At 34.2% G+C, this 13112-nt stretch carries 9 protein-coding genes; 8 read left to right on the forward strand and 1 reads right to left on the reverse strand.

Features of this window, described 5'->3' with window-relative positions; all coding sequences use genetic code 11:
- Positions 1 to 238: 238 nt before the first annotated feature.
- Positions 239 to 3103 (reverse strand): leucine--tRNA ligase, encoded by a 2865-nt coding sequence (gene leuS, locus ACFO3N_RS12635; RefSeq protein ID WP_379798219.1) that lies wholly within the window; start codon positions 3101 to 3103, stop codon positions 239 to 241.
- A 273-nt stretch (positions 3104 to 3376) separates the two neighbouring features.
- On the opposite strand from leuS, the gene ACFO3N_RS12640 reads away from it, so the two are divergent.
- The 8 genes from ACFO3N_RS12640 to truB all read left to right on the forward strand — a co-directional run bounded on the left by ACFO3N_RS12640 (position 3377) and on the right by truB (position 12850).
- Complete coding sequence (locus ACFO3N_RS12640) at positions 3377 to 3724, forward strand: winged helix-turn-helix domain-containing protein (protein WP_379798221.1); 348 nt, start codon at positions 3377 to 3379, stop codon at positions 3722 to 3724.
- A 246-nt stretch (positions 3725 to 3970) separates the two neighbouring features.
- Entirely contained in the window at positions 3971 to 6526 is a 2556-nt protein-coding gene (locus ACFO3N_RS12645) for a TonB-dependent receptor (protein ID WP_379798223.1), read from the forward strand.
- 73 nt (positions 6527 to 6599) lie between these two features.
- On the forward strand, positions 6600 to 8603 hold the full coding sequence (locus tag ACFO3N_RS12650; protein ID WP_379798227.1) for a TonB-dependent receptor plug domain-containing protein: 2004 nt from the start codon (positions 6600 to 6602) through the stop codon (positions 8601 to 8603).
- Between the two features lie 19 nt (positions 8604 to 8622).
- The gene (locus tag ACFO3N_RS12655; RefSeq protein WP_379798230.1) at positions 8623 to 9216 is read left to right on the forward strand and encodes a molybdopterin-dependent oxidoreductase; all 594 of its coding nucleotides are present in this window, start codon (positions 8623 to 8625) and stop codon (positions 9214 to 9216) included.
- A gap of 855 nt (positions 9217 to 10071) precedes the next feature.
- Positions 10072 to 10947 (forward strand): cell division protein FtsX, encoded by an 876-nt coding sequence (locus tag ACFO3N_RS12660; protein WP_095928297.1) that lies wholly within the window; start codon positions 10072 to 10074, stop codon positions 10945 to 10947.
- Positions 10948 to 11016: 69 nt separating this feature from the next.
- Positions 11017 to 11274, forward strand: coding sequence for a DUF3098 domain-containing protein (locus ACFO3N_RS12665; RefSeq protein ID WP_095928298.1), 258 nt, complete (start codon positions 11017 to 11019; stop codon positions 11272 to 11274).
- 89 nt (positions 11275 to 11363) lie between these two features.
- Positions 11364 to 12161 (forward strand): undecaprenyl-diphosphate phosphatase, encoded by a 798-nt coding sequence (locus ACFO3N_RS12670; protein WP_379798233.1) that lies wholly within the window; start codon positions 11364 to 11366, stop codon positions 12159 to 12161.
- Positions 12161 to 12850, forward strand: a complete 690-nt coding sequence (gene truB / locus ACFO3N_RS12675; RefSeq protein WP_379798235.1) for a tRNA pseudouridine(55) synthase TruB — start codon at positions 12161 to 12163, stop codon at positions 12848 to 12850. The genes ACFO3N_RS12670 and truB overlap by 1 nt, the downstream gene beginning before the upstream one ends.
- Positions 12851 to 13112 lie beyond the last annotated feature (262 nt).

A 13112-nucleotide genomic window follows, 5' to 3' on the forward strand; every position in this document is an offset into this window, starting at 1 on the left:
AGACGCAAGGGCGCAAAGTTTTTTTCTGCAACAAACCTTACGCACTGTCAGTCTGAGCGAAGTCGAAGACCACGCAAAGATTTTCCGCCACGAATTCACGAATTATTTTTGACAATCTTTGAGAATAAAAATTCGTGAATTCGTGGCGGAAAAAAATAAACACAAAAAAAATCCCAAACCCCAATCGTAAAATTGGAAATTGGAATTTGGAATTTTTTATATTGAAATTTTAAAATTATTACCCTACAAGGTTGATGATTTTTCCAGGAACGATAATCACTTTGTTTGGCGTTTTTCCGTCTAAGTGTTTTTGTGTTCTTTCGTCTTTCATTACGATTTCTTCGATTTGTTCTTTGGTTAAATCCAAAGGCAATTCGATTGTGAAACGCATTTTTCCGTTGAAAGAAACTGGATATTCTTTATTGGTTTCAATTAAATGTTTCTCATCAAAAATCGGGAAAGCAACTTCAGAAATCGAAGTTGTATGTCCTAACTGTGCCCATAATTCTTCTGCGATATGCGGTGCATAAGGCGAAACCAAAATTGCCAACGGTTCTAAAATTGCTCTAGAATGACAGTTTTGAGAAGACAATTCGTTTACACAAATCATAAATTGAGAAACCGAAGTATTGAAAGAAAAATTCTCGATATCTTCGGCTACTTTTTTGATCGTTTTATGCAACGATTTTAAGTTGTCTTTTGTTGGCTCGTCGTTGTTTACGATTAAACCGTTATCATCAAAATACAATCTCCATAACTTTTTCAAGAAACCAAATACCCCAGAAATACCCGCAGTATTCCAAGGTTTTGCCTGCTCTAACGGACCTAAGAACATTTCGTATAAACGCAATGTATCAGCACCGTATTCTGCACAAATATCATCTGGAGTTACTACATTATAGTATGATTTAGACATTTTTTCTACTTCACGGCCTACAATGTATTTTCCGTTTTCGTCAAAAATGAATTCAGCTGTATTGAAATCTTCTCTCCAAGCTTTGAACTTTTCGATATTTAATTCATCTGAAGAATTTACAAAATGAACATCAACGCGAATTGGCTGTACATTTTGACCTTCAATTTTATTTTTAGAAACAAAAGTATTTGTTCCTTCCAATCTGTAAACATAAGCCGTCGTTCCTAAAATCATTCCCTGATTGATCAGTTTTTTGAATGGTTCTTCAGTTGGAGCAAAACCTTTGTCTTTTAAGAATTTGTTCCAGAAACGAGAATACAATAAGTGACCCGTTGCGTGCTCACTTCCTCCAATATATAAATCTACACTTTCCCAATAAGCTAAAGCTTCTTTGCTTGCAAATTCATTTTCATTGTGTGCATCCATATAACGCATCCAATACCATGAACTTCCTGCCCATCCTGGCATAGTGTTCAATTCTAAAGGAAAAATCGAAACATTATCAACTAAGTCTGTATTGACAACTTTATTTTGCTTTGTATCCCAAGCCCAAACAGCCGCGTTTCCTAATGGTGGCAATCCGTCTTCTGTTGGTAAATATTTCTCTACTTCTGGTAAAATAATTGGCAAGTGCTGCGTATCGATCATTTTAGGTAATCCATTCACGTAATAAACTGGGAATGGTTCGCCCCAATAACGCTGACGAGAGAAAACAGCATCACGCAAACGGTAATTTGTTTTTCCTTTTCCTTGTCCGATTTCTTCTAATTTATAAATCGCTTTTGCTGTCGCGTCTTTGTAGTTTAATCCATTTAAGAAATCAGAAGCTGCGATTTCAACATTGTCTTTTGATCCGTAAGCAGCTTCAGAAATATCAACATTAGCGAAGATATTTTTGATTTCCTGCATTCCGTTCTGACCTTTAAAGAAATTAGCAAAAGCGTAATCTCTTTCGTCTCCGCAAGGAACCGCCATTACGGCACCAGTTCCGTAACCAGCCAAAACATAATCTCCAATCCAAACCGGAATAGCTTCTTTTGTAAATGGATGTTCTGCATAAGCTCCAGTGAAAACTCCTGAAATCGTTTTTACATCTGCCATACGCTCACGCTCTGAACGTTTTGCTGTTTTTTCGATATACGCTTCAACAGCTTCTTTTTGCTCTGGAGTTGTAATTTTAGCAACCAAATCATGTTCTGGTGCTAAAGTCATAAAAGTAACTCCGAAAATAGTATCAGGTCTTGTTGTAAATACTTCGATTACTTCATCGTGATTTTTCACATTAAAAGTTACCAAAGCCCCAACCGATTTCCCGATCCAGTTTCTTTGAGATTCTTTGATTGATTCACTCCAGTCGATATCATTTAAACCTTGAAGCAAGCGTTCGGCATAAGCAGAAATTCGCATACTCCATTGTGTCATTTTTTTTCTTATAACAGGAAAGCCACCACGTTCTGAAACTCCGTTTACAATTTCGTCATTTGCCAAAACAGTTCCCAAGCCTGGACACCAGTTTACTTCGGTTTCTGCCAAATACGTCATTCTGTATTGCAACAAGATTTTCTCTTTTTGATCATCAGAATAAGATTTCCATTCGTCAGCTGTAAAAATTGCAACATTATCGTCGCAAACTGCTTCAACCAATGCATTTCCGCTTTCTTCAAAAACAGTTACAAGCTCAGAAATATCAAAAGCCTGACCTTGTTTTCTGCAATACCAAGAGTTGAACAATTGGATAAAAATCCATTGTGTATGTTTGTAATAATCCGGATTTGATGTACGTACTTCGCGCGCCCAGTCAAATGAGAATCCGATTTTATCTAATTGTTTTCTATAACCCGCAATTTGTTTTCCTTCTTTGTCTACTCCACCGTCAATATTTACACGCGTTGTATCTTCTGGACGCTGTCCGGTCTGAATCGCATATTGTTCTGCTGGCAATCCGAAACTATCGTATCCCATTGGGTGCAAAACATTGAAACCTTGATGTCTTTTGAAACGAGAATATACATCTGAAGCTATATAACCCAGCGGGTGCCCAACGTGCAGTCCTGCTCCAGATGGATAAGGAAACATATCGAGAACATAATGTTTCGGCTTTTCAGAGTTATTCTTTGCTGCAAAAGTTTGATTTTCTGCCCAATATTTTTGCCATTTGGCTTCAATTTCGTTTGGATTGTACTTCATTTCTAAGTGACTAAGATTCTAAGTTACTAAGGTTCTAAGCTTTTCACTAAATTAATTAAGCCGCAAATTTACATTTATTGCGCATTGTAGCAAAGCTATTTCACTGACAAACAAATAAAATAACAAAATACTTATTTTTAATTACGTAAAAATACTTATGTTTGCGTTTTAATTACGTAGTTAAAGTTCTTTTTTCAGACTTTAATTTCCTACAAAACGAAAGAATAGATTTACAGAAAAAACAATTACTTTTACAAGTACGTAAAAAATGAAATGAGCAGCGATAAAAAATATTCGATTGAAGTCCGAGTTTGGATTGAAGAAGCGGCCGGGCCTTTTTTGGGAATTGGTAAAATCTGGCTTTTAGAAAATATTCAAAAAACAGGTTCTATTACCAATGCTGCAAAAGAAATGAAAATGGCGTATCGTCAGGCTTGGCAATTGGTCGAAGAAATGAATCGGCGCGCCGAATCTCCTTTGGTTGAAAAATTATTAGGCGGAAAAGGCGGCGGAGGTGCAAAACTGACGGAAGCAGGAGAAAAAGCCATAGCCGTTTTTTATGAAGTAGAAAAACGCATTAAAGATTTTGCCCAAAAAGAAATGCAAAACCTAAAATTCTAATCTCTATTTCATTTAAATCCTAAAAGTATGATTCTAATCACATTTTAGGTTAAAAAATATACTTTGCTTTGTCAAAGCAAAAAATCGCAACAATTAATACTTGTTGATTTAGGAATATTCAGAACACATATCAGTATTCCTTTTTAAACATATTGATGTTTCAGAATCAAAAACGAATTAAACACAGTCATTTCTCAAACCATCAGTATTCATTTTAAAACATACTGGATTTAACAGCCAAAAACCATGAACCAAAAACTGTATTTATTCTTTTTTTTTATAAGCCTGAAAAGTTTTTCTCAAGTCCAAAATTCGAAAACACAAGACAGCATTAAAAAAGAAGAACTAAATGAAATCGTGATTACAGCATCTCGTCGTTCTGAAAAATTAATGCATTCGCCAATTAGTATTGAGCAATTGAAATCGGCGGAAGCCAAATCAATGGGATCGCCAAGTATTTATGAAGCACTCGAAAATGTAAAAGGGGTCCAGATTATTACACCAAGTTTGGGTTTTAAAGTTATCAATACAAGAGGTTTTGCCAATTCTACCAATGTAAGATTTGCCCAATTGGTAGACGGAATAGACAATCAGGCTCCGCATTTGGGCGCTCCAATTGCAAACGCTTTGGGCGCAAATGATTTGGATATTGATAAAATCGAAATTATTCCAGGAACAGCAGCCGCTTTGTATGGAATGAATGCTATTAATGGTTTAGCCAATATTCAGACCAAAAATCCTTTTGAATATCAGGGAATCGCCATTCAACAATTAACTGGCATAAATCATGTAGGGAATATTGATCGGTTTTCACCGAAAGTATATTCTCAGTTTAATTTAAGAATTGCCAAAGCTTTCAATGAAAAATTGGCTCTCAAAATCAATGCTTCGACTACAGGAGGAACAGACTGGGTTGCAGATGACCGAACAGATTTAGCTCCAAACGCAAATGCTTCGACAGGTTTGTTTGGCGCAGATAACCCAGCTTATGACGAAGTTAACGGTTACGGGAACGAATCGGCCAATCGAAAGACATTAAACTTAAATGGCAAAAATTATGTTGTTGCCAGAACAGGTTATCGAGAAACCGACATTTCTGACTACGAAATCAAAAATTATAAAGCCGATTTCGGATTGTATTTCCGACCAAAGAAAAATCACGAACTTTCTGTGACTTACAAAACTGCTCTAATCAATACGATTTATCAGCGCTCGAATAGATTTCGATTAGATAACTATACTTTAAATCAATTTTCGGCAGATTATCATACTCCTATTTTTCAGGTAAAAGCTTACGCAACTACCGAAAATACTGGAGATTCATACAATATGCGTTCGCTAGCAGAAAATATGGATCGCGCTTATAAATCTGACGATAAATGGTTTGCCGATTACAGCACAGCTTATAAAAATGCTGTTACAGGCGGAGCAAGCGTTGCTGATGCCCACAGAATTGCCAGAACACAATCTGACGCGGGGCGATTTTTACCTGGAACCGAAGCTTATGAAGAGAAGAAAAAGGAATTGATTGATATTAATAATTGGGATATTGGTGCGGCTTTGCGTGTAAAATCAACTTTGGTTCATGGCGAAGGATTGATTAATTGGGATAAAGCTTTTGTTTCTTTTTTCGAAAAAATCGATGCGAAACTTTTGAGCGGTGTCGATTACAGAAATTACATTATTGTTCCCGACGGAAACTATTTTATTAATCCAGTTCATGCTGATGAAAATCTGACGTATCAAAAAACTGGTGCTTTCACGCAATTAACCAAAGATTTTTTCTCAGATAAATTACGTTTAGGAGCAACAATAAGAATGGACAAAGCCGATTATTTTGATGCGAAATTTACGCCTCAGTTCACAGCAGTTTATTCACCAAAACAAAGTTTAAACTTTAGAGCATCTTACCAAAACGGGTATCGTTTTCCAAGTATTTTTGAAGGGTTTTCGAATGTAAATTCAGGCGGCGTAAAACGTGTTGGCGGATTGCGAATTATGTCTGATGGAATTTTCGAAAACTCCTATACCAAAGCTTCAATTGATAAATTTCAAGCGCAGGTAAATACCGATGTGAACACAAATGGTTTGACTCCAGCGCAGGCAATCGAAAAAAATAAAAATACGATTCAGAAAAATCCGTACACGTATTTAGAACCTGAATTTGTAAAATCGTTTGAAGTTGGTTTTAGAGGAATTACTTTAAACAGAAATCTTTTTATTGACGCCGATTTCTATTACAACTCTTATAAAAATTTCATTGCTCAGGTCGAAGCCAGTATTCCGAATACTTCAGATCCAAACTTAATTCCGACTGCTTTGTATTCCAAAAACACGCAAAATCGTTACAGACTTTGGACCAATTCTAAAAGTAAGATTTATAATTACGGAGGAAGTTTAGGTTTGAAATACCGTTTTGATAATACTTTCAGCGCGCTTACCAATTTAACTTATACCAAACTCGACAGAACAGATGATAAAGATGGTTTAGAAGATGGTTTCAACACGCCAGAATTTAATGTGAACGGAACTTTGATTGCTCAAAATATCTGGAAAAATCTCGGCGCTAGTGTTACCGCACGTTATCAAAATAATTTTGATTATGTTTCATTTTTAGTCAGCGGAACCGTTCCTGCATATTGGTCAATGGATGCTCAGTTAAATTATGCTTTCAAAAAAGGAATTTCGGCAAAATTGGGAGGAACCAATATTCTTAACAAACCCTACACTTCAATTCTCGGCGGACCATCAATTGTCGGATTATATTATTTGTCGCTCGTTTGGGAAAGCAGCAAAATTTAAAAAGACAATTAACCAAAAAAACTATTTTTAATCAGCAGTATTCATTTTAAAACATACTGAAAAAACTATTTTTATGAAACCAAAATTATTAATCTTTCTGCTATTTCCGCTTATCGGATTTGCACAGCAAAACAATCCGAAAACCCCAGATTCACTCAAAATTTCAAACATCTTTAATCTTGGAGAAGTCGTTATTACCAATCATCAAAACAAAGACACTTTAAATCGGATCACTTCAAAAGCAATGGAATCTCAAAATAAAATGGAGGTTTCAAAAGCTTTAAATATGTTGCCTGGAGTCAGTTTAACTGCTTCTGGACCAAGAAATGAATCTATGGTTTCTGTTCGTGGTTTCGATTTAAGACAAGTTCCAGTTTATATGGACGGAATTCCAGTTTATGTTCCATATGACGGCTATGTTGATTTGGCTAGATTTACCACTTTTGATTTGGCTGCGGTCGATGTTTCAAAAGGATTTTCATCTGTTCTTTATGGACCAAACTCGCTTGGAGGCGCAATCAATCTGGTTTCTAGAAAACCTTCTAAAAAGTTAGAATATGACGGCTCTTTAGGAATGATTAACGAGAACGGATACAGAGGAAATGTAAATATTGGCTCGAATTTAGGAAAATTCTATTTTCAAGGAGGTTTCTCTTATTTGGACAGAAACTCTTATAGAATGTCTTCTAACTTTATTCCAACAGCAAATGAAAATGGTGGACAAAGAGACAATTCATATCGAACAGATCAAAAAATTAGTTTTAAAGTTGGGTGGACGCCAACCGAAAAAAGTGAATATGCAATTGGATACATCAATCAGCAAGGCGAAAAAGGAAATCCTGTTTATACGGGTTACGACACACAAAATTCGCTATTGCTAAAGCCTCGTTTCTGGCAATGGCCTAACTGGGACAAAGAAAGTTTTTATTTTATTTCTAATTCTGCTTTTGATGATAAAAATAGTTTTAAAACTAGATTGTATTTTGACCGATTTAAAAATACGTTAGATAGTTACGACGATGCTACTTATTCAACACAAACAAAGCCTTATGCTTTTGAAAGTATTTACAACGATTATACTTTCGGAGGAAACTTAGAATATAACACCAAAATAATTCCGAAAAATGATTTAAAAATTGCCTTTCATTTTAAAGAAGATGTCCACCGTGAGAATAATCTTGGCGAACCCGTTCGTCATTTTATAGACAATACAGTTTTAATTGGAATTGAAGATGTTTATAAAGTCAGTTCAAAGTTTACTGTAATTCCAGGTATTAGTTATAATATTCGTAAAAACAATGAAGCCGAAGATTATAATAGCACTACAAAAGTAATTTCAAATTTTCCAGATGCGGGAGCAAGTGACGCTTTTAATGCACAAGTTGGATTTTTCTATCAATTAAATAATCAGCAAAAAATAGGCGCAACCGTTTCTCAAAAAACCAGATTTGCAACTATCAAGGACCGATATTCTTATAGAATGGGAACTGCAATTCCGAATCCAGATTTAAAACCTGAAAAAGCAATCAATTACGAATTGAATTATACAGCCAATCTTTTTGAGAAAATCACTTTTCAAACAGCACTTATCTATAGTTCGCTTTCAGATGCAATATTGAGTGTCAGCAATGTTGAACCAGGAAAATCTCAAATGCAGAATTTTGGTGAAGCAGATTATAAAGGTATTGAAGCGCAGCTAAATTATGTTGTCTTAGAAAACTTGTCTCTGAATTTGAATTATACATATATCGAAAGAAAAAATATAACCAACCCAAATATTCATTTTACAGATGTTCCGAACACGAAAGTAATGGGAACTTTAGAATATAGCCCGATCAAAATTCTTCGATTGATTGCCAATGCCGAATTTAATTCGCTACGTTTCAGCACAAGTTATGGTGCGAGAGTTCCAGATTATACGCTTTTGAATTTATATGGCTCCGGAAAAATCTCTAAAAACTTTAGTTTAGACGCTGGAGTTAACAATATATTTGATAGAAATTATAGTCTTGTAGAAGGTTATCCAGAAGAAGGTCGTAATTTCTTTGTAACACTTCGTTTTTTCAATTTCAACTAATTCAAAAATTATATTTTATATGAAAACACAAAATTATATTCTCGTTTTACTAATTGCATTTTCATGCGCCATGTGTAATTCTTCTAAAAAAGATAAAGAAGAAAATATTGCCGAAAAAACCATAAAAGCAGACAATGACAAACATCCTGTTTTAACTCCCGAAGACAGTTTAAAAATGGTAAATCATTCGATAGAAGTAAAAGGCGATGTCGAATTTCCTTTAAACTTAACGGTTGATTCTTTAAAAAAGATGAAAGTTGTTACACTTGATGATTTTAAAGTAGTTTGCCAAAGCGGTGAAGTGAAAAAAGATAATAAAGTATGTAGAGGTGTTCTTTTGAAAGATATTTTAGAAAAAGCAAAAATTAAACAAAATGGACATAAAGACCGAAACTTCTATATCGTAGCTAGAGCTTCAGATGATTACAAAGCTACTTTTTCATGGGCAGAACTTTTCAATAATCCGACTGGAGAAAATGCCTATATTCTTTTTGAAGAAAATGGAAAACCAATAAAAAATGGAGAAATGATTGCAATTTGCAAAAATGATATTAAAACTGGACCACGCCATGTTTATTGGCTAAAAAGCATCGAAGTTTATAAAGTTGAATAAAGATGCTAAGGTTCTGAGATACTAAGTTGCTAAGATTTTATTGCTCGCAAAGTCGCGGAGTCGCAAAGTTTTTGTTCAACCAATTTAATATCTTATTGTCAAACATACCCCGCGGTTTCAACCACGGGAAACATTTTTATATATTTTTCGTCCCGTGATCGAATCCACTGAAATACGGATCGTGCCCACGATTGTGTCCCCGTGGTTGAAACCACGGGCTATATTTGAAAAACAATACGTGCAAAATGCAAAGTTTTTTTGCTCGCAAAGTCACGGAGTCGCTAAGTTTTTGTTCAACCAATTTAATATCTTATTGTCAAACATACCCCGCGGTTTCAACCACGGGAAACATTTTTATATATTTTTCGTCCCGTGATCGAATTCGCGGAAATTCGGATCGTGCCCATGATTGTGTCCCGGTGGTTGAAACCACGGGCTATATTTGAAAAACAATACGTGCAAAATGCAAAGCTTTGTTTTTTTGCCACAGATTAAAGAACTTACACAGATTTTAAAAATCATTTTAATCCTTTTAATCTGTGGCTATACTTTTTACTTTGCGAACCTTGCAAAAGGCTTTACGCAATTTTCTGCCACAGATTAGAGGATTTACACAGATTTAAAAAAATCATTTTAATCTTTTTAATCTGTGGCTATATTTTTTACTTTGCGACTCTGCGACTTTGCGAGATTAAATAAGCTTTGTTTAGAAACTTCACACAAAACCTTGCCCACTTTGAGATTAAATAAAAACTTTTATTCAAGATTTAAATTGTACTTTTAAGTATAAAAGTTTGTTATTAACTTTAAATAAAGAAATTCTTTATTATTTTTACCACATAATTTAAGCAAACTATGAGTTCTAACTTTGATAAATTTCAAAAACGCAGGTTAATTTCCTCTTATTTTTCGGTAGTATTAAGTGTATTCTTGGTTTTATTCCTTTTGGGAGTACTAGGATTATTCATTATTAATTCTAAACAGCTGGCGGACGATTTTAAAGAAAAAATCGCGATGACGGTTTTCTTTAAAAATGAAGCAAACGACAGTGTTATCAAAGCATTTAATACCGAACTTAAAAGAGCTCCTTTTGCGAGATCTTTTGTTTATGTAACCAAAGAAAAAGCGGCAAAAGACCATACTGACATCATCGGAGAAGACTTTTTAACCTTTCTGGGAGAAAATCCGTTATTGAATTCATACGATATTCACTTAAAAGCAGATTACGTAGAAAGAGACAGCATCGTTAAGATCGAAAGTAATTTTCGCAAAAACACCATGATTTCAGATATTGTTTACGACAAACAATTGGTAAATCTGGTAAATGACAACATCAGAAAAGTAAGTATGTGGATTTTAATTATCAGCGGTTTCTTGACTGTAATTGCTGTCTTATTAATCAACAGTTCGCTACGTTTATCGATACATTCAAATCGTTTTATTATCAAAACCATGCAGATGGTTGGAGCGACAAAAGCGTTTATTCGTAAACCTTTTGTAATGCGAAGCGTAAAACTTGGAATGCTAGGTGCAGGTTTGGCTATTATTGCTTTAATTGCACTCTTGCTTTATGTAGATACTAATTTCCCTGGTTTAGGAATTCTAGAAGACAAAGCTTTAACTGGTTTAGTTTTAGTTGCTGTTTTCGGATTAGGAGTTTTGATTACTTGGGTTAGCACGCATTTTGCAACACAACGTTTCTTGAATTTAAGAACTGACGATCTTTATTAATTTTTGATTGCAGATTATAGATTTAAAAAAAATGCCTTCGACTTCGCTCAGGCTGACAAACATATAAAGATGAAAAACAACAATAATAAAGAAGAACAACAAGTTCAAAAACAGGAATTCCTTTTTGACAGCATCAATTATAAAATTTTATTGATTGGTATTGCTGTAATTGCGCTAGGATTTATTTTAATGTCTGGCGGAGGAAGTAAAGATCCAAATGTTTTTAACGAAGATATTTTTAACTTTAGACGTATTCGTTTAGCACCGACAACTGTTTTAATCGGTTTTGGAATCACGATTTATTCTATATTCAAAAAATCTAAATAATAAAGTTTTATAGATTTCCAATTGGAACGCCCTTCGACTTCGCTCAGGGTGACAATCTGAAATCTAAAATCTGAAATCTAAAATTCTAAATGAATACATTACAAGCTATTGTTCTTGCCATTATTGAAGGAATTACAGAGTTTTTGCCTGTTTCTTCTACAGGTCACATGATTATTGCCTCTTCTTTTTTTGGAATCGCGCATGACGATTTCACTAAACTTTTTACTATTGTAATTCAGCTTGGCGCAATACTTTCTGTTGTTATTTTGTACTTCAAACGTTTCTTTCAAACTTTTGATTTTTACTTTAAACTTCTTGTTGCTTTTATACCAGCGGTAGTTTTAGGATTATTATTAAGCGATTTTATTGATGGCTTATTAGAAAACCCGGTAACTGTTGCAATTTCACTTTTAATCGGAGGAATTATTTTATTGAAAGTTGACGAATGGTTCAACAATCCAAATACAGCTGAAACTTCTCAAGAAATCAGTTATTTGCAAGCTTTCAAAATTGGATTATTTCAATGTATCGCTATGATTCCTGGAGTTTCTCGAAGCGGAGCTAGTATCGTTGGGGGAATGTCTCAAAAACTATCAAGAACTACAGCTGCTGAATTTTCATTTTTCTTAGCCGTTCCTACTATGTTGGGAGCAACTGCAAAAAAATGCTACGATTATTACAAAGCTGGTTTTGAATTATCTCACGATCAAGTAAACATGTTGGTTATTGGGAATATTGTTGCTTTTGTTGTAGCGCTTTTAGCGATTAAAACTTTCATCGGATTTTTGACTAAAAACGGATTCAAAGTTTTTGGTTACTACCGAATCATTGCCGGAATCATTTTATTATTGATTCACTTTTTTATTCATCCGCTTACGATTATATAATGACACCTGAAGAATATTTAGAAGGACAAGTTTTATTGATTGACAAACCATTAAAATGGAGTTCATTTCAAGCTGTCAATAAATTAAAATACCTTTTAATTAATAAAGTTGGACTTCCAAAGAAGTTCAAAATTGGTCATGCGGGAACTTTAGATCCTTTAGCAACTGGACTTTTATTAATCTGTACAGGAAAATTTACTAAAAGAATTTCAGAACTTCAAGGTCAGGCAAAAGAATATACAGGTACTTTTTACATAGGCGCCACTACTCCATCTTATGATTTAGAAACCGAAATAGATCAGACATTTCCAACCGATCATATCGACGAAAATTTGATTCATGAAACGGTAAAACAATTTTTGGGAGAAATCGATCAGAAACCGCCTATTTTCTCGGCTATTAAAAAAGATGGTGTTCGTTTGTACGAACACGCTCGCGCTGGAGAATCTATAGAAATCGAAAGCAGAAAAACTACAATTCACGAATTTGAAATTACGAGAATTGCATTGCCTGAAATAGATTTTAGAGTAGTTTGCTCTAAAGGAACTTACATTCGCTCTCTGGCTTATGATTTTGGAAAAGCCATGAATTCAGGTTCACACTTAACTGTTTTACGCCGAACTAAAATTGGCGATTATGACGTAAAAAATGCGATTGATATTACTTTATTTGAAGAAAGCTTTAAATAATTAAAACAAAAAAAGCACATTACAATTTGAAAAGTAATGTGCCAAGCTCCTAAAATAAGTAAAAATTATTTCATACTTATCTCTTTTTAATAGTGAGGCACATTCTTCCCTCCAAATAGAAATTTAGAAAAGAAATCATAAAACCTTTCGAATAACTTTTTCATAATAGTGTATTTTAATTGTTGAACAATAAATAAAACACCAATAAAAAGAGTAAATCTAAAAGTTATAATAGAAGTGGGTTACTTTCACTAAGTTACAA

The sequence above is a fragment of the Flavobacterium chungangensis genome (assembly GCF_042654045.1).
Classification (GTDB): domain Bacteria; phylum Bacteroidota; class Bacteroidia; order Flavobacteriales; family Flavobacteriaceae; genus Flavobacterium; species Flavobacterium chungangensis.

Coding starts and splice junctions, on each gene's coding strand:
- leuS (WP_379798219.1), bottom strand. CDS start 3,103: ATGAAGTACAATCCAAACGAAATTGAAGCCAAATGGCAAAAATATTGG.
- ACFO3N_RS12640 (WP_379798221.1), top strand. CDS start 3,377: ATGAGCAGCGATAAAAAATATTCGATTGAAGTCCGAGTTTGGATTGAA.
- ACFO3N_RS12645 (WP_379798223.1), top strand. CDS start 3,971: ATGAACCAAAAACTGTATTTATTCTTTTTTTTTATAAGCCTGAAAAGT.
- ACFO3N_RS12650 (WP_379798227.1), top strand. CDS start 6,600: ATGAAACCAAAATTATTAATCTTTCTGCTATTTCCGCTTATCGGATTT.
- ACFO3N_RS12655 (WP_379798230.1), top strand. CDS start 8,623: ATGAAAACACAAAATTATATTCTCGTTTTACTAATTGCATTTTCATGC.
- ACFO3N_RS12660 (WP_095928297.1), top strand. CDS start 10,072: ATGAGTTCTAACTTTGATAAATTTCAAAAACGCAGGTTAATTTCCTCT.
- ACFO3N_RS12665 (WP_095928298.1), top strand. CDS start 11,017: ATGAAAAACAACAATAATAAAGAAGAACAACAAGTTCAAAAACAGGAA.
- ACFO3N_RS12670 (WP_379798233.1), top strand. CDS start 11,364: ATGAATACATTACAAGCTATTGTTCTTGCCATTATTGAAGGAATTACA.
- truB (WP_379798235.1), top strand. CDS start 12,161: ATGACACCTGAAGAATATTTAGAAGGACAAGTTTTATTGATTGACAAA.